Raw genomic sequence first — 17,777 nt, 5'->3', positions numbered from 1 at the left:
CTCCTCCTCACCATCGAGGCCATGAAAATGGAAACCGGCATCCATGCCGACAAGGACGGTACCGTAAAGGCAATCCACGTCTCACAGGGAACACAGATCGACGCAAAAGACCTCATCATCGAAATCGCGTGAGGATCGATCAGATTCAATGAAACAGCCGCCGGTCTTCCGGCGGCTGTTTGCATTTCGAGCCCCGGCCGGGGCCCGGCCGAAGGGCCGCCGGTCGGGCGGGGGCTCGATGCCCCCGTCCGACCGGTTTCCCTCAATAAACGACCACCGCGCGGATCGACTCGCCCTTGCGCATCAGATCGAAGGCCTCGTTGATGCGCTCCAGCGGCAGCGTATGCGTGATCATCGGATCGATCTCGATCTTGCCGTTCATGTACCAGTCGACAATGCTCGGCACGTCGGTCCGCCCGCGCGCGCCGCCGAAGGCCGTCCCCTTCCACACACGGCCGGTCACCAGCTGGAACGGGCGCGTCTGGATCTCCGCCCCCGCCGGCGCCACGCCGATCACCACCGAGACACCCCAGCCCCGGTGCGTGCATTCCAGCGCGTCGCGCATCACCTTCACATTGCCGGTGCAGTCGAAGGAATAATCCGCGCCGCCGATCTGGTCGAACGGGGTCTTGGTCATCTCGACGATCGCCTGCACCACCGTGCCGTCGATCTTCGAGGGGTTCACGAAATGGGTCATGCCGAACTGGCGGCCCCATTCCTCCTTCGAATCGTTCAGATCGACGCCGATGATCATGTCGGCGCCCGCCATCTTCAGGCCCTGGATCACGTTGAGCCCGATCCCGCCCAGCCCGAACACCACCGCCTTCGCGCCGATCTCGACCTTGGCGGTGTTGAGCACCGCGCCGATCCCCGTCGTCACGCCACAGCCGATGTAGCAGACCTTGTCGAAGGGCGCGTCGTCGCGGATCTTCGCCAGCGCGATTTCCGGCACCACGGTATGCTGCGCGAAGGTGGAGCAGCCCATGTAATGATAGATCGGCGTGCCATCCAGCATGGAGAACCGGGTGGTGCCATCGGGCATCAGCCCCTGGCCCTGGGTCGAGCGGATCGCCGTGCACAGGTTGGTCTTCTGGCTCAGACAGCTCGGGCATTGCCGGCATTCGGGGGTATAGAGCGGGATCACATGATCGCCGGGTTTCAGCGTGGTCACGCCCTCGCCCACCTCGATCACGACGCCCGCGCCCTCATGGCCGAGAATCGCCGGGAAGATCCCTTCCGGATCGGCCCCCGACAGGGTGAATTCGTCGGTATGGCAGATCCCCGTCGCCTTGATTTCCACCAGAACCTCGCCCTTCTTCGGGCCTTCAAGGTTCACTTCCATGATTTCAAGCGGTTTTCCGGGAGCAACAGCGACTGCGGCACGGGTTCTCATTGGCAAAGCCTCCCTGTATAGAGTGTGGCCAGAACCTGCGCGAAAGCGGCAGGCAAAGCAAGAATGGGTGCGACATGATGATCCGCTTTTCCGCCATTGCCCTCAGCATCGGCCTCCTCGCCGGCTGCCAGAGCACGACCCAGGACAAGGCTCCGTCCGAGCCGGTCCCGGTCCCGCACATGACCCCGGCCGTGAGCCAGCAAGGCGCGCTGGAGCAGCGCGAGCCCGATACCTGCCACGCCAAGGACTATACCTCGGCGCTCGGCCAGCCGGCCTCGGTCGTGCCCTCGCTCGGCATCAGCCGCCCGGTCAATATCGTCGAGTGGCGGGGCATCGAACCGCAGGAATATAACCCGCAGCGGATCGTGTTCCGGCTCGATCAGGCTGGCAACATCTTCAACATCGACTGCGGCTGAGCCCGCGCGGCTCGGGGGGCGCCCGGCGCCCCCGGGGCTCCGGCCTCCGCCCCTGTTTCCCGCCAAGGACGCCCACGGAGCACCGATGCCGCCTCTCTCCCTCAGCCTGCGCCGCATGCCCGCCCAGGCGGTCCTCGCGCTTGCGCTGAGTGCCGGAGCGGCTGCCGCGCAGGAATTCAACGACCGCCCCGCGAATGCCCGCACGCAGGCGCCCGCCTTCCCCGGCCAGACCCGCGCGCCCGTGATCCAGGATACGGTCGCGCTTGCGCGCAGCGTGGTGGCGCGCGGGCTCGTAAACCCCTGGGGCATGGCCGAGCTGCCCGACGGCACCTGGCTGGTGACCGAACGGCCCGGACGGATGCGGATCGTCTCGCGCGAGGGGGTGCTCTCGCCCGCGGTGGCGGGGCTGCCGGAGGTGGATGCCCGCGGCCAGGGCGGCCTTCTGGACGTCGCGATCCGCGCCGATTTCGCCAAGGACCGCCGGGTCTGGTGGAGCTATGCCGAGCCCAGCGGGGGCGGGCGCAACGCAACCGCCGTCGCCACAGGAACCCTCTCGGCCGATGGCCGCAGGATGACCGGGGTGAAGGTGATCTTCCGCCAGCAGCCCGCCTGGGCCTCCACCCTGCATTTCGGATCGCGGCTGGTGTTCGATGCGGAGGGCATGCTGTTCGTCACCACCGGCGAGCGCTCACAGAGCGACGCCCGCCCGCAGGCGCAGGACCCGGGCAGCGATCTCGGCAAGGTGCTGCGGATCGACCCGGACGGCGGCCCCGCGCCCGGCAACCCCGAGGTCGCCGGCGCCCGCCCGGGCCTTTGGGCGCTTGGCTTCCGCAATGTGCAATCGGCGGCGATCGGCCCCGACGGAGCCCTGTGGACGGTGGAGCACGGCGCGCGCGGCGGCGATGAGCTGAACCGCGTCCTGCCGGGGCGCAATTACGGCTGGCCGCGGATCAGCTATGGCGTCGAATACAGCGGCCAGCCGATCGGCCCGGGCCAGACCACGCGGAGCGGGCTGGAGCAGCCGGTCTATTACTGGGACCCGGTGATCGCCCCGAGCGGCATGGCCTTCTATGAGGGCGCGCTGTTGCCGGAGTGGCGCGGCAGCGCCCTGATCGGGGGCCTCGCGGACCGCTCTCTCGTGCGCCTGACCTTCCGAGATGGCAAGGTCACCGGCGAGGCCCGCTATTTTCGCGGCGAGGCCCGGATCCGGGATGTGACCGTGGCCCGCGATGGCGCCGTCATGGTGCTCACGGATGCACCGAACGGGCTGATGATCAGGATCGCCCCGAAACAATAGCCCCCGGGATGCGCGGGCCAGCTGCTTTCCCCCCAGGGATGGCCCGCCGCGCGGCGCCCGGGGATCCCTCCAGCAGAGCACCGAAGGCGGCCAATTGGCGGGGACCGCGCCAAACCACTATCCGCTCGCAGCAAACCCATGCCTGGCTCCAGCGTTCCAGCGCTATGCATCAGGACCGCGGCGGCAGCAGCGCCCCCGGAACGCCGCACAATATTTCACCATGAAATCAGAAAGTTAGCGCAACATCCCCATGTTTGCGCCAACATCGCGGGGGCGCTGCAAGTTTCCCTTCCCGTAAGGTTATTTCCGCTTGATCACTGCATACGAAAGTATACTGCCAGCGCGATATCTTGAGAGGAGCAAGTCTTGACCCCGTTCAACGAGAGAATTCTCAACAATCCACAGTTCCGTGCGCTGGTCGCGCGGCGCAATCGCTTTTCCTTCACCCTCGCCGCCATCGTCCTGTCGGTCTATGCGGGCTTCGTCGGCGTCGCGGTCTTCGCGCCCGGCCTGTTCGCCGCCTCGTTCCATGGCACCTCCGCCTGGGCGCTCGGCCTTATCGCGGGCTTCCTGATCCAGGGCTTCGCCTTCGTCATGACCGGAATTTACACCCGCCGCGCCAACAGCGAATTCGACCGCCTCGCCCGGGAAGCGATCCGCGCCGGAGATGCCGCATGAAACGCCTCCTCCCCCTGACCCTCGCAGCCCTCGCAGCCGCGCCCGGCCTCGCCTTCGCCGCAGGCGGCGCCATCGAAGGCGCCGTCGCCAAACGCTCGGTAATATCACCGCGATCGGCATGTTCCTGTTCTTCGTGCTCGCTACGCTGGTGCTCACCGCCTGGGCCGCGCGGCGCACGAGATCCACCTCGGATTTCTACACCGCGGGTGGCGGCATCACCGGCTTCCAGAACGGCCTCGCCATCGCGGGCGACTATATGTCCGCGGCCGCCTTCCTCGGGGTTTCGGGGATGGTGTTCCTGAAGGGCGTGGACGGCGTGTTCTACACCGTGGGCTGGACGGTCGGCTGGCCGCTGATCCTGTTCCTGATCGCCGAGCGTCTGCGCAACCTCGGCCGCTTCACCTTCGCGGACGTGGCCTCCTTCCGCTTCGAGCAGACCACGATCCGCACGCTCAGCGCCTTCGGCGCGCTCACCGTCGTTGTGTTCTATCTGATCGCGCAGATGGTCGGCGCGGGCAAGCTGATCCAGCTGCTGTTCGGGCTCGATTATGCCTATGCCGTGGTGCTGGTGGGCGTGCTGATGGTGGCTTATGTGACCTTCGGCGGCATGCTGGCCACGACCTGGGTGCAGATCGTGAAGGCGGTGCTGCTGCTCGGGGGCTGCACCATTCTGGTGATCGTCGGGCTGTCGCATTTCGGCTTCTCGCCGGAGCGGATGATGCAGGCCGCGCTCGACAATCACGCCGCGGCGAATGCGATCCGCGCGCCCTCGATGTCGATCTCGGATCCGGTCACGGCGATCTCGCTCAGCCTCGCGCTGATGTGCGGCCCGGCCGGCCTGCCGCATATCCTGATGCGGTTCTTCACCGTGCCCGATGCCAAGGCCGCGCGTAAATCCGTGTTCTATGCCACCGGCTTCATCGGCTATTTCTTCGTCCTCGCGGTCACAATCGGCTTCCTCGCGATCACGCTCGTCGGCACCAATCCGGCCTATCTGGACCCGGCCGGCAAGATCATCGGCGGCGCCAACATGGCGGCGATCCACCTCTCCGAAGTGGTCGGCGGCAACCTGTTCCTCGGCTTCATCTCGGCCGTCGCCTTCGCGACGATCCTCGCCGTGGTCTCCGGCCTCGCGCTCTCGGGCGCCTCGGCGGTGAGCCACGACCTCTATGCCCGGGTGATCCGCCGCGGCAAGGTGACCGACAAGGAAGAAATGCGCGTCAGCCGCATCGCGACGCTGATCCTCGGGGCGCTGGCGATCGTGCTCGGCCTCGCCTTCGAGGACCAGAACATCGCCTTCATGGTCGGCCTCGCCTTCGGTCTCGCCGCCTCGGTGAACTTCCCGGTGCTGATCATGTCGATCTTCTGGAAAGACATGACCACCCGCGGCGCCTTCATCGGCGGCATGCTCGGGCTGATCTCGGCAGTGCTCTGCGTGGTGCTGGGCCCGGCGGTCTGGGTCTCGGTGCTGGGCTTCGCGAAGCCGATCTTCCCCTGGGAACAATATGCGCTGTTCTCGATGTCGATCGCCTTCGGCGGGATCTGGCTGTTCTCGATCACCGACAACAGCCCCCGCGCGGCGCTGGACCGGGCGGGCTATGCCGCCCAGTTCATCCGCTCGGAAACCGGCCTCGGCGCGGCCCAGGCCGTCAGCCACTGAATGCAGCGCGGGGCCTCCGGGCCCCGCCCCTACCCCCTGAGCGCGGGCGGCACGAAATCCAGCCCGTGGTCGATCTGCGCGGGCCGCCCCGGCAGCTGCAGCGCCGCCACCCGCGGCTCCGTCCGGCTGATCACCCGGCCCCGGCGCAGCACCACGAGCCGCGTGGCCTTCAGCCGCAGCGCCTCGGTCACATCCACCGCCTGCAAGATCACCAGATCCGCCTGGCAGCCCACCGCCAGCCCATAGCCCTGCAGCCCCATCGTCCGCGCCGAATTCACCGTGATCGCCTCGAAGATCCGCGCCTTTTCCTCCAGGCTGCCCATCTGCGCGACGTGGATCGCCATATGCGCCACCTCCAGCATGTCGGCCGAGCCCATGGAATACCACGGATCCATCGTGCAATCCTGCCCGAAGGAGACGTTGATCCCCGCCGCCATCAGCTCGCGCACCCGGGTCAGCCCGCGCCGCTTCGGGTAGGTGTCGTGGCGGCCCTGGAGCATGATGTTGATCAGCGGGTTCGGCGTCGCGTTCATCTGCGCCTCCGCCATCAGCGGGATCAGCTTCGAGACATAATAGTTGTCCATCGAATGCATCGAGGTCAGGTGCGAGCCGTTCACCCGCCCCTGCAGCCCGTGGCGGATGGTCTCGGCGGCCAGCGTCTCCACATGGCGGCTCATCGGGTCGTCGGTCTCGTCGCAGTGGATATCGACCATCAGCCCCCGCTCCGCCGCGATCCGGCACAGCGCTTCGAGCGAGCGCCGCCCGTCTTCCATGGTGCGTTCGAAATGCGGAATGCCGCCGACGATCTCTACCCCCATATCCAGCGCGCGTTCGAGCGATTTGACCCCTTCGGGCGCGCGCAGGTAGCCGTCCTGCGGGAAGGCCACCAGCTGCAAATCGATGTAATCCTTCACCAGATCGCGCACCTCAAGCAGCGCCTCCGCGGTGACGAGGCGCGGATCCGAGGTATCGACATGGCTGCGGATATGCAGCAGGCCCTGCGAAACGGCGAGGTCGCAATAGCGCAGCGCGCGCTCGATCAGCGCCTCCTTCGTCAGCAGCGGGCGCAGCTCGCCCCAGAGCGCGATCCCCTCGAGGAGCGTCCCCGAGACGTTCATCCGCGGCAGGCCGAGCGAGAGCGTCGCATCCATGTGGAAATGCGGGTCGCAGAAGGCGGGCGAAACCAGCCGGCCGGTCGCGTCGATCACGGTGCCCGCCTGCGCGGGCAGGCTCTTCTCGATGGCGGCGATGCGGCCGTCCTTCAGGCCGATGTCATGAGCCTTGCGCCCGTCGGGCAGGTTCGCCTGCCGGATGATGGTATCGAACATGGGTCCTCTCAGCGTTCGCCGCGGCGATAGGGTTGCATCAGCGCCTGCGGCACCCGGGCCCGGCGCGCCATCACCGCCAGCGCCGCGATGGCCAGGATATAGGGCGTCATCAGGAACAGCTGATAGGGCAGCTGGCCGTTGAAGGCGGCCTGCAGGCGCAGCTGGAACGCATCGAAGAACGCGAACAGCAGCGCCCCGAACAGCGCCCGCCCCGGCCGCCAGGAGGCAAAGACCACCAGCGCGATACAGATCCAGCCGCGGCCCTGCACCATCGTCGGGATGAAGCTGTCGAAGGCCGAAAGCGTGAGGAAGGCGCCGCCCACCGCCATCAGCGCGGAGCCCGCCGTCACCGCCGCATAGCGCACCGCCATCGGGTTGATCCCCTGCGCCTCGGCCGCATGCGGGTTCTCCCCCGTCATCCGCAGCGCAAGGCCGAGCGGCGTGCGAAACACCACCCAGCCCAGCACCAGCGCCAGGAGGATCGCGAGGTAGGTTGGCGCCGTCTGGCTGAAGAAGGCCGGCCCCGCGAAGGGCAGGTCGCTCAGCCCCGGAATGCTCAGCGGCCGGAACGGCACGATCTTCGGCGGCGTGCCCACCACCGGCACCAGCAGCCGGAACAGGTAATAGGCGAAGCTGGAGGCGAAGAGCGTGACCCCGAGCCCCGCCACATGCTGCGACAGGCCGAGCGTCACCGTGAGGCCCGCATGCAGCAGCCCGAACACCGCCCCCGACAGCGCCGCAATGAGCATCCCCGTCCACAGATCCGCGCCGTGATACACCGCGAACCAGCCGATCATGGCACCGAAGGTCATGATCCCCTCGATGCCGAGGTTCAGCACCCCCGCCCGCTCGCACAAAAGCGCGCCCAGCGTGCCCAGGATCAGCGGTGTCGCGATGCGCAGCACCGCAGCCCAGAGCCCCGCCGAGGCGAAGATATCCATCAGCTCGTTCATCGCCGGATCCTGTATTGGGTGAAGAAAATCGCCACCAGCATCGACAGCAGCGACACCGCCACGGTGACATCGGCGATATAGCTCGGCACCGAGAGCGACCGGCTCATCGCATCCGCGCCCACGAACATCGCCGCCGCGAAAAGCCCGGTGAGCACCACCCCCAGCGGATGCAGATTGGCCAGCATCGCCACCACGATCCCCGAATAGCCATAGCCGGGGGACAGCTCCGTGGTGACGTAGCCCGTCACCCCCATCACCTCCACCGCCCCCGCGAGCCCGGCAAGCCCGCCCGAAAGCATCGCCACCAGCACCAGCGTCCGCCCGAGCGGCACGCCCGCAAACACCGCCCCCGCCGGATTGAGCCCCGCCGCGCGCGCCTGCATCCCGAAGACCGTGCGCGTCTGCATGACATGGATCGCCACCGCCAGCACCAGCGCCACCGCGAGCCCGATATGCAGCCGCGAACGCGGGATCAGCTTCGGCAGGGTGGCATTGTCGTCGATCGGCACCGATTGCGGCCAGCCGAAGGCCATCGGGTCCTTCAGCACGGTGTCGATCAGCATCGACACCAGCAGGATGGCCACGAAATTCAGCAGGAGCGTCGTGACCACCTCATCCACCGAAAACCGCAGCCGCAGCCACAGGGGCACCAGCAGCAGCACCATCCCCGCCAGCGCGCCAGCGAGGAACAGAAGCGGGATCTGCACCGCGCCGGGCAGGCCCGCGAACAGATGCGCGCTCGCCGCAGCCGCAGCGATGGCGCCGAGGTAGAGCTGCCCCTCCGCCCCGATGTTCCACAGCCGCGCCCGGAACGCGACCGCCGCCGCAAGGCCAGTGAGGATCAGCGGCGCCGCGCGCGCGAGCGTCTCCGTTGCCGCCAGCCGCGAGCCGAAGGCCCCGGTGACGATCCGCCCGAAGGCCTCCAGCACCGGCGCGCCCGCCGCCGCGATCAGCACGCCCGCCAGCGCCAGCGCCAGCGCCACCGCGATCAGCGGCGCCAGCAGCACCAGCGCCGCGGGCCGATGTTCGCGCCGCTCAAACCGCATCCTGCATCTCCCATTCCCCGGCCATCATCAGGCCCAGCCGCCGCGCATCGGCCGCCTCCGGCCGCACCGCGGGCGAAAGCCGGCCGCCGACGATGGCATGGATCCGGTCGGCCAGCGCCATCACCTCCTCCAGGTCCTCGGAGATCAGCAAGACCGCCGTGCCCGCCTGCCGCGCGGCCAGAATGCGCTCATGCACCGCCGCCACCGCACCCTCGTCGAGGCCGCGCGTCGGCTGCGCCGCGATCAGGATCCGCGGCGGCTCGATCTGGGTGCGCCCGAGTATCAGCTTTTGCATGTTGCCGCCCGCGAGCCGCCGGATCCGGCTGCCCGGCGTACCGCCGCGCACATCGAACCCCGCAATGATCTGCTGCGTCAGCGCCACGCCCGCGCGCCGGTCCACCAGCCCGCGCCGCGAAAACTGCGCGATCCGCTCCAGCACCACGTTTTCCCACAGGGCCATCTCGCCGATGGCGCCTTCGCAGTTGCGGTCTTCGGGGATCCGGCCAATGCCTGCGGCCACCACCTCCGGGACCCCCATATCGCCCGTCTCTGCGCCAAAGAGCCGCAGCGCGCCGGCGCTGCGCCGCGCCGTGCCGCCCAGCACCTGCGCCAGCGTGGCCTGGCCATTGCCCGAAACCCCGATCACGCCCAGAACCTCGCCCGCATGCAGCCGGAAGCTCACCGATTTCAGCCGCTCCACCCCGCCCTGCCGGACGCTGAGCCCCTCCGCCTCCAGCACGCAGGCGCCGGGCGTGGCGGCCGCGCGCTGCGGCCGGTGCACCGCGCGCCCGACCATCAGCTCCGCAAGCTCCGCCTTGCTGGTCTCGGCCGCGCGCCGCTCCGCCACCAGCCGCCCGCCGCGCAGCACCGCCACCCGGTCCGCGGTCGACATCACCTCGTCGAGCTTGTGCGAAATGAAGATCAGCGAGAGCCCCTGCCGCGCCATGTCCTTCAGCGTGGAGAACAGCCGCTCCGCCTCGATATTGGTCAGCACCGCGGTGGGCTCGTCCAGCACCAGGATCCGCGCATCGTTATAGAGCGCCTTCAGGATCTCCACCCGCTGCTGCTCGCCCACGGACAGATCGCCCAGCCGCGCATCCGGATCCACCTTCAGCCCGAACCGCTCCGAAATCCCGATCAGCTTCGCCCGGCCCCCGCGCCGGTCGGAGACCGGCCGCCAGAGGCGCTCGGTCCCGGTCATCACGTTTTCCAGCACGGTCAGGTTCGGCGCGAGCGAGAAATGCTGGTGCACCATGCCGATCCCGGCGCGGATCGCGGCGCGCGGCCGGCCCGGCGGCAGCGCCGCGCCCATCACCCGGATCGCGCCGCTGTCGGGCGTATAATGGCCGAACAGGATGCTCATCAGCGTGGTCTTGCCCGCGCCATTCTCGCCCAGAAGCGCCAGGATCTCGCCGCGATCGAGCGTGAGCGAAATGCCATCATTCGCGAGCGTCTTCCCGAAGCACTTGGAAACGTTGGAAATTTCCAGAACCCGTGGCATCAGCAATCCCCCGCGATTGGAAAGCGATGCTGCCAGCGGCCCTCGGCCTCCAGCCGCGCTGCCAGCGCCAGAAGCCGCCCCTCGCCGCCGGCTGGCCCGATCAGCTGCACCGGCAGCGGCAGGCCCGCAGGATCCGCCCCGAACGGCAGCGTGATCGCGGGCACCCCGGCGATATTCGCAAGCGTCGCCAGCGGCGCGAAGCCCGCCATGGCGGCGAAATGCCGCCCGATGTCGCCATGGCTCATCGGGTGCCAGCCGAGCGGGCGCGGCGGCCCCGACAGCATCGGCCCGAGCAGCACATCGACCTCCTGCAGCAGCAGCCCGAGCCCATATGACACCTGCAGCAGATCGTTCATCCGCGCCCAGATCGCCGTCGCGCTCAGTGCCGCGCCATGCGCGATCACGGCCTGGGTCAGCGGCTCGGCCCGTGCGGGATCGGCGCCGCAGCGCGCCACCAGCTCCGCCAGATTGACCGCCACGATATCGCGAAAAACCGCATCGCTGCGCCCGGCGAGCCCCGCGAGCCGCGCCCAGTCCAGCGGCACGATCCGATGCCCCGCCTGCTCAAGGCTCCGCGCCGCGTCCGGCAGCACCGCGGCGCGCAGCGGATCCGTCAGCGGATCGCAGACGAGCCCGATGCGCAGCGCGCCCCCCGCCGCAAGGGCGCCCGGCGCGGCAAAGCCCGCATCCGGCCCCGCCAGCGCCGCAAGCGCCGCCGCCGTATCGCGCACCGAGCGGCTCACCACCAGCTCGCTCGCGATCCCGCCCAGATGGTTGCCAAAGCCCGGCCCCGCGGGCATCACTCCGCGCCCCGGCTTCAGCCCAACGAGCCCGCAGCAGGCCGCCGGCACCCGAATGGAGCCGCCCGCATCCGTCGCATGAGCGACGGCCACGATCCCCGCCGCCACGGCCGCCGCCGCCCCCCCGGAGGAGCCGCCGGGGCTCAGCTCCGGCGCCCGCGGATGCCGCGCCACCGGGCCGCAGGCGGGCTCCGAGGCGAGCGACAGACCAAACTCCGGGCTGGTGCTGAGGCCGAAGGGCAAGAACCCCGCCGCCCGGAACCGCGCCGCCAGCGTGGAATCGCCGCGCACCGGCGGCAGCATCCCCGAGCCGCAGCGCATCGGCAGCCCGGCGAAGGGGCCGCCCAGATCCTTCACCAGAAGCGGCACCCCGGCAAAGACCGCCTGCCGCGCCGGATCCTGCGCCGCACGCACATCGAACCCCGCCGCCGCAGCGTGCCCGAGCTCCGGCTCCAGCCCGCAGACCGCGCCCAGACCGGAGCGCGCGGCGGCCTCGAGCGCAGCCGCCATAGCCGCGCCCGCCGTCGTCCGTCCGGAGCGGATCGCCCCGGCCAGTGCCACCGCGTCCCGCATCTCCGCTCAGGCCTTGGTCGGGTCCTTGAAGTCCTGCGGCACGGAGAAGCTGCCCGCCTTGATCTCGGCGCGGACCTTCTCCATCGCGGCTTCGGCCTCGGCTGGCGCCACCCCCTTCACGAAGGAAATGTCGGAGCCGCCCTCCTTCATCAGGCCATAGGCGGTATAATCCCGCCCGGTGGGCTTGCCCGCCAGCACATCGGCGATGGCCGCGTTCAGGATCGGGCGGAAGCCCCAGAGCGCATTGGCGAAGACCGTATCGGGGTACATCGGCGTATAGTCGATGAGCGATCCGACAGATTTGATCCCGCGCTCCTTCGCGGCATCGGCGGTGCCGATCCGCTCGCCAAACAGGATATCGGCGCCGGAATCGATCAGCGCCAGCCCCGCCTCGCGCGCCTTCGGCGGATCGAAGAACGTGCCGATGAAGGTCGTGCTGTGCACCACATCCGGGTTCACCGCCTTCGCGCCTTCGGCGAAGGCATTGATCAGCAGATTGATTTCCGGGATCGGCATGGCGCCTACGGAGCCGAGCTTGTTCGTCTTGGTCATCTTGCCCGCCAGCATCCCGGCCAGATAGGCGCCGTCATAGTTCCAGGTGCCGAAGACGCCGAAATTCTCCCCGGCCTCCTTGCCGCTAGAGCCCATCACAAACGCAGTCTTCGGGTATTCCTCGGCCACCTGCCGGGCCTGTTTCTCCACCGGGAAGGTCTCGCCGATGATTAGCTGCGCGCCCTGCTCGGCATATTCGCGCATGGCGCGGGGGTAATCCGTGGCCGAAACCCCTTCGGAGAAGCTGTAATCGATCGCGCCTTCGGCCGCGGCCTCTTTCAACGCCTTGTGCAGCACCGAGTTCCAGGCATTTTCCACCGGCGAGCCGTGGATCCCGGCCACTTTCACCGGCGTGGCCGCCCGCAGCGCCGGGGCAAACAGCGTCGAGGCACCGAGCGCGAGGCCCGATTGCAGGATCAGTCGGCGCGACGGCCGGTAGCTGAAGGTCATGGCTTCCATCCCTGATATGGCTCTTGATTGGCACCAGTCGTAGGGCCCGGCCGCGCGCGGTGTCAACGCCTACCGCCCGCTGCGGCGGGGCTTGCCCGAGGGATGCTCAAAAATCGACCATTCGATCAAATACCGAATTCGGGCGCGCGGACCGCTCCCACAGCGCCATGCCGCCCGGCCGTGCGGCCCCGGCGCATGCCCTCCGGCTGCGCACTCCGGTCGGAAGTCGGATTCCAGCCCCCCGACTTCCGGCACGGGACGCGCTCGCAGGTGGTGCGGCACAAGCAACGGGCAGCAGCTGGGCCCCGCATGCGCGTCGAAATCGCGGCTCAGAAAGATCAGATGTGCCTATGGAAGGCGAGCCAACCATGTGGTGCGAACACCTGCCCTCGGATCACAGAAGCCGACAGGAACGATCGGCGGTTGCCCCCCGCAGGCCCGCCAACTCTCGATCAGGCTGCACATACCCTCAGGTGAGGCGCCGCGGCTCCGAGACCTGCATGCGCAGAGCCCGAAGGCGCCCACAGGATCCGCAGCCCTGACAGAGGATCCGGCCAAGGACCGGCCCCGGGAAGCAAAACGCCGGGCACAGGGCCCGGCGTCTCAGATCATTTCGCGAGCGACCACCAGCCGCGGCGCTTGGGCTTCGGTTCCCCCGAATCCTCCTCCGCAGTGGCCTCCTCGGGAGGCAGCTCATCGGGCGCCTGCTCCGGATATTCCGGCACATCGGCCGGAAGCTCCTGCGGCACCTCGGCCGGGATCTCCGCCGGAAAATCCGGCTGCGGCTGCTCGACCGGCGCGGGTTCCGGCAGATCGGGTGCGGGCTCCGGCGCAGGTACGGGCTCCGGAGCGGGCTCGGGCGCAACTTCCGGCGCGGGTTCGGGCACCGCTTCCGGTGCCGCCGCCTTGCGCGACCGGCTGCGCTTCTTCGGCGCGGGCGCGGCTTCCGCAGCCTCCGGCGCGGCCTCCACAGCCTCGGCCGCGGGCTTGCGCGTCCGGCGCCGCTTCTTCGGCGCTTCCTCTACCGGCTCCGCCACGGCTTCGGCCACCAGCTCAGCAGCCGCTTCCGCCACCACTTCCGCCGCAGGCTCTGCCACCTCGGCCGCCACCGGCAGCTCCGGCAGGCTCACATCGGCCAGGGCCGCCGCCGCCGCCGCGCGCGCCGCATCCTCGGCCGCCTCGTCGCTGCTGTCGTCCTCGTCGCCCTCGGCATCGTCCTCATCGCCCTCGGCGCCGGCTTCCGCCGCGTCGCCAGTGCCATTCGGGCCCTTCTTCCGCCGCCGACGCCGACGCTTCTTCTTGCGCGGGCCATCGCCTTCGGCCGCCTCAGCGGTCTCAACCGCTTCCACAGCATCAACCTCGGCCTCGGCTTCCGCCAGTTCTTCGTCGACCTCGACCTCGGCCTCGTCGATCTCGGCCATCAGCTCGGCCGAGGCATGAACCACCGGGCTCACCACCTCGGGCACCACACGGGTCGCCGTCTTGAACTTCTCGATCGCGTAATCCGGGCTCACCAGCGCCGGATCCGCCTCGACCCGCACCGACATGCCATAGCGCGCCTCGATCGAGGCGATATGCTCGCGCTTCGCGTTCATCAGGAAGTTGGCCACCGCCACCGGCGCCTTCACCAGCACCTCGCGCGAGCGCTTGCGCGTGCCCTCTTCCTCGATCGCGCGCAGCACCTGCAGCGCCAGGCTGTCGTCCGAGCGGATCAGCCCGGTACCGTGGCAATGCGCGCAGGGCTGCGTGGTCGACTCCAGCATCCCCGGGCGCAGCCGCTGCCGGCTCATCTCCATCAGGCCGAAGCCCGAAATCCGCCCGACCTGGATCCGCGCACGGTCGGTCTTGAGCTTTTCCTTCAGCCGCTTCTCGACCGCGCTGTTGTTCTTGCGCTCTTCCATGTCGATGAAGTCGATCACGATCAGGCCCGCGAGGTCGCGCAGACGCAGCTGGCGCGCCACCTCGTCGGCGGCCTCCAGGTTGGTCTTCAGCGCGGTCTCCTCGATCGAGCCCTCCTTGGTGGCCCGGCCCGAGTTCACGTCGATCGCCACCAGCGCCTCGGTCACCCCGATCACCAGATAGCCGCCGGATTTCAGCTGCACCACCGGGTTGAACATGCCGCCGAGGTAGCTCTCCACCTGGAAGCGCGCGAACAGCGGCAGCTGCTCGGCGTAATGCTTCACGTTGCGGGCATGCGAGGGCATGATCATCCGCATGAAGTCCTTGGCCACGGCATAGCCGCGCTCGCCCTCGACCAGGACCTCGTCGATATCCTTCGAATAGAGGTCGCGGATCGAGCGCTTGATCAGGTCGCCTTCCTCATAGATCGGCGCCGGCGCGATCGATTTCAGCGTCAGCTCGCGGATCTGCTCCCAGAGCCGCATCAGGTATTCATAGTCGCGGCGGATCTCGGTCTTGGTGCGCTGGCTGCCCGCGGTGCGGATGATCAGCCCCGCGCCCTGCGGCACTTCCAGCTCGCCCGCGATCTCCTTGAGCTTCTTGCGGTCGGCCGCATTGGTGATCTTGCGGCTGATGCCGCCGCCACGCGCCGTGTTCGGCATCAGCACGCAATAGCGCCCGGCAAGCGACAGATAGGTCGTCAGCGCAGCGCCCTTGTTGCCGCGCTCTTCCTTCACCACCTGCACCAGCATGATCTGGCGCACCTTGATCACTTCCTGGATCTTGTAGCGCCGCGCCCGCGGCTTGCGCGGTGCGTGGATCTCTTCCTGCACGTCTTCATCGGCGACGGATTCGATCTCGTCGTCGGCGTGGTCATGCTCGTGCTCGTCAGCCTCGGCGCCGCTCTCGTCCAGCGGGGCATCGAGCGCCTCCTCCGGCACCGGCTCCGCGGTCTGGGGCTCCGCACCATCGAACTCCGCAGCCGCTTCGGCGACCGCAGCCTCAACCACCGCGCCCGCATCCAGCGGCGCCTCTTCGGCCAGCGGATCGAGCACGGTCATGCCCGGAATATCCTCCGAGCGCAGCACCGCATCGCCATCCACGGCCTTCTCGGCCTTGGCCCCGCCCCGGCGTGGCCGGCGCCGGTTGCTGCGCGCACGCTCCTCGGCCTCCTCGGCCTCGGCATAGGCGCGCTCTTCCTCGATCAGCGCCTTCCGGTCCGCCACCGGGATCTGATAGTAATCCGGGTGGATTTCCGCGAAGGCGAGGAAGCCGTGCCGGTTGCCGCCATAATCGACAAAAGCGGCCTGGAGCGAAGGCTCCACCCGCGTCACTTTCGCCAGATAGATGTTCCCGGCGAGCTGCCGCTTGTTTACAGTCTCAAAGTCGAATTCCTCGACCTTGTTGCCGTCCACCACCACGACGCGGGTCTCTTCCGCGTGGGTGGCATCGATGAGCATTTTCTTTGCCATTAATCCGGTTTCCCCATGCCCGCGGCCGCCGGATCCCCGGAGGGGCGGCGGCTGCGGCATGGTTTTTCGTTGAGGCGATGGCCCGCGCGGACGCGCAGGCGGCGGCGGCCAGAGGCCCGCCCGTCATCACCTGCCCGACATTTCCACGCACCATCGCGGTTCTTCCCAAGCGGCGGGAGGAGGTCCCGGCGCCCAACTGACACCCAGCAGGAAATCCCCGTGGGCAAGAGAGCGGCCTTGCGGCCAATCGGTTGATCCGGGCTTCCGACACGCCATCGCGCGATCCTGCAGCCCCGAAATCAGCGAATTCCGTGGGTGGCGGGTTTCTTCGCCACCAACATATCCTGACAATAAACGGGGGAGCCGCGCAAACACAATCGGTTTTTCGTGACTGTCATGTTTGCGGAAACGTTAAGCCCCGCCGCTCAGATATAATCCTGCCGTTGCAGACTGTATTTCGCCATCTTCTCGTTCAGGGTCCGGCGCGGCAGGCACAGCTCCTCCATCACCGCCGCGATCGAGCCCTTGTGCCGACGCATGGTATTGTCGATGAGCATCTTCTCGAAATTCTCGACATATTCCTTCAGCGGCTTGCCCTCGGTCGTCATCGCGGGGCCGGCTTCCTCGTTGTCCGCCATTAGCAGCGAGGCGATGGAGCCCGAGCCGCGGCGCGCCTGCAGCACCGCGCGCTCCGCCACGTTGATCAGCTGGCGCACATTGCCGGGCCATGGCGCCTGCAGCAGCTGCGCGGCCTCCTGCGCCGAAACCTCGGGCGTATCGCAGCCATATTCCTCGGCGAACTGCTCCGCCATGCGGGTGAACAGCGCCAGAATATCTTCGCCGCGCGTGCGCAGCGGCGGCAGCGTGATCTTGTGCGCGGCCAGGCGGAAATACAGATCCGGCCGCAGCGCGTCTTCCAGCGTCCGCCCCTCGCCATGCGCATTGCAGATGGCGATGATCCGGGTCTCCGCAGGCACGCCCTGCTCGTTGATGAAGGTCAGCAGCCGCGCCTGCAGCCCTTGGCTCAGCCCCTCCACATCCTCGAGCACCAGCGTGCCGCCGCGCGCCTCCTCCACCAGCGGGATCGCCGCGCCCTCCTCGACCGGGCCAAACAGCTTCGCGCTCAGCGCATCCTCGGAATAGGCCGCACAGCTCACCACGACGAATTTCTTGCCCGCCCGCGGCCCGGAAGCATGCAGCGCCAGCGCGGTGAGCGATTTGCCGGTGCCGGTCTCGCCGTCGATCAGGACGTGTCCATCCACCTGAGACAGATCGAGAATATCCTCGCGCAGCCGCTCCATCGGCGCCGAGGTGCCGATCAGCTTGCCCATCACCTGCGCGCCTTCGGCCAGGTCGCGGCGCAGCGCGCGGTTGTCGAGCGCCATCCGCCGCGCCTGGGTCGCGCGCTTCGCAAGCTCGGTCATCCGGTCCGGGTTGAAGGGCTTCTCCATGAAGTCCATCGCGCCCAGGCGCATCGCCTCCACCGCCATCGGCACGTCGCCATGCCCGGTGATCATGATCACCGGCAGCCCGCTGTCGAGGCCCATCAGCCGCTTCAGGAAGGCCATCCCGTCCATGCCGGGCATCCGGATGTCGGAAATCACCACGCCCGGCCAATCCGGCCCGATCGCCTTCAGCGCCTCTTCAGCGCTGGCATAGGTCTCGGTATCGAAGCCCGAGAGCGCCAGCCACTGGCTGACCGATTGGCGCATGTCTTCCTCGTCATCGACGATCGCCACTTTCATCATGCGTGCCATGT

General features: G+C 68.4%; 13 protein-coding genes and 1 pseudogene. 5 read left to right on the top strand and 9 right to left on the bottom strand.

All coding sequences use genetic code 11. The features are described 5' to 3' along the window. The coding region (locus ACOMG5_RS01795) for a biotin/lipoyl-containing protein (RefSeq protein ID WP_420342065.1) at window positions 1-132 on the top strand (132 nt) is incomplete at its 5' end. Window positions 133-262: 130 nt separating this feature from the next. Here the strand turns inward: ACOMG5_RS01795 and ACOMG5_RS01790 are convergent. Beyond that, window positions 263-1,393, bottom strand: coding sequence for an S-(hydroxymethyl)glutathione dehydrogenase/class III alcohol dehydrogenase (locus ACOMG5_RS01790; protein WP_420342062.1), 1,131 nt, complete (start codon window positions 1,391-1,393; stop codon window positions 263-265). Between the two features lie 77 nt (window positions 1,394-1,470). Here ACOMG5_RS01790 and ACOMG5_RS01785 point away from each other — a divergent pair, with 77 nt between their 5' ends. The 4 genes and pseudogenes from ACOMG5_RS01785 to ACOMG5_RS01770 all read left to right on the top strand — a co-directional run bounded on the left by ACOMG5_RS01785 (window position 1,471) and on the right by ACOMG5_RS01770 (window position 5,444). Continuing rightward, window positions 1,471-1,809, top strand: coding sequence for an I78 family peptidase inhibitor (locus tag ACOMG5_RS01785; protein ID WP_420342061.1), 339 nt, complete (start codon window positions 1,471-1,473; stop codon window positions 1,807-1,809). 85 nt (window positions 1,810-1,894) lie between these two features. Further along, entirely contained in the window at window positions 1,895-3,106 is a 1,212-nt protein-coding gene (locus ACOMG5_RS01780) for a PQQ-dependent sugar dehydrogenase (RefSeq protein ID WP_420342060.1), read from the top strand. A gap of 366 nt (window positions 3,107-3,472) precedes the next feature. Then, window positions 3,473-3,784, top strand: coding sequence for a DUF485 domain-containing protein (locus ACOMG5_RS01775; protein WP_420342059.1), 312 nt, complete (start codon window positions 3,473-3,475; stop codon window positions 3,782-3,784). After that, window positions 3,781-5,444: pseudogene (locus ACOMG5_RS01770) on the top strand (cation acetate symporter). The gene ACOMG5_RS01775 and the pseudogene ACOMG5_RS01770 overlap by 4 nt, the downstream one beginning before the upstream one ends. Window positions 5,445-5,473: 29 nt before the next feature. Here the strand turns inward: ACOMG5_RS01770 and ACOMG5_RS01765 are convergent. The 8 genes from ACOMG5_RS01765 to ACOMG5_RS01730 form a co-directional block, all read right to left on the bottom strand. After that, complete coding sequence (locus tag ACOMG5_RS01765) at window positions 5,474-6,772, bottom strand: amidohydrolase family protein (RefSeq protein WP_420342058.1); 1,299 nt, start codon at window positions 6,770-6,772, stop codon at window positions 5,474-5,476. An 8-nt stretch (window positions 6,773-6,780) separates the two neighbouring features. Continuing rightward, window positions 6,781-7,725: an ABC transporter permease gene (locus ACOMG5_RS01760; RefSeq protein ID WP_420342057.1), complete on the bottom strand. Its 945-nt coding sequence runs from the start codon at window positions 7,723-7,725 to the stop codon at window positions 6,781-6,783. Next, entirely contained in the window at window positions 7,722-8,771 is a 1,050-nt protein-coding gene (locus tag ACOMG5_RS01755) for an ABC transporter permease (protein ID WP_420342056.1), read from the bottom strand. The genes ACOMG5_RS01760 and ACOMG5_RS01755 overlap by 4 nt, the downstream gene beginning before the upstream one ends. Then, window positions 8,761-10,272: an ABC transporter ATP-binding protein gene (locus tag ACOMG5_RS01750; protein ID WP_420342055.1), complete on the bottom strand. Its 1,512-nt coding sequence runs from the start codon at window positions 10,270-10,272 to the stop codon at window positions 8,761-8,763. The genes ACOMG5_RS01755 and ACOMG5_RS01750 overlap by 11 nt, the downstream gene beginning before the upstream one ends. Continuing rightward, complete coding sequence (locus ACOMG5_RS01745) at window positions 10,272-11,645, bottom strand: amidase family protein (RefSeq protein WP_420342054.1); 1,374 nt, start codon at window positions 11,643-11,645, stop codon at window positions 10,272-10,274. The genes ACOMG5_RS01750 and ACOMG5_RS01745 overlap by 1 nt, the downstream gene beginning before the upstream one ends. 6 nt (window positions 11,646-11,651) lie before the next feature. Next, window positions 11,652-12,647, bottom strand: a complete 996-nt coding sequence (locus ACOMG5_RS01740; RefSeq protein WP_420342053.1) for a BMP family protein — start codon at window positions 12,645-12,647, stop codon at window positions 11,652-11,654. A 608-nt stretch (window positions 12,648-13,255) separates the two neighbouring features. Beyond that, window positions 13,256-16,018: an Rne/Rng family ribonuclease gene (locus ACOMG5_RS01735; RefSeq protein ID WP_420342052.1), complete on the bottom strand. Its 2,763-nt coding sequence runs from the start codon at window positions 16,016-16,018 to the stop codon at window positions 13,256-13,258. 425 nt (window positions 16,019-16,443) lie between these two features. Further along, on the bottom strand, window positions 16,444-17,775 hold the full coding sequence (locus tag ACOMG5_RS01730; protein ID WP_420342051.1) for a sigma-54-dependent transcriptional regulator: 1,332 nt from the start codon (window positions 17,773-17,775) through the stop codon (window positions 16,444-16,446). Window positions 17,776-17,777: the final 2 nt, after the last annotated feature.

The organism is Paenirhodobacter sp., assembly GCF_041916475.1.
Lineage (GTDB): Bacteria > Pseudomonadota > Alphaproteobacteria > Rhodobacterales > Rhodobacteraceae > Rhodobacter.
This window is presented reverse-complemented; position numbering and strand designations above follow the sequence as displayed.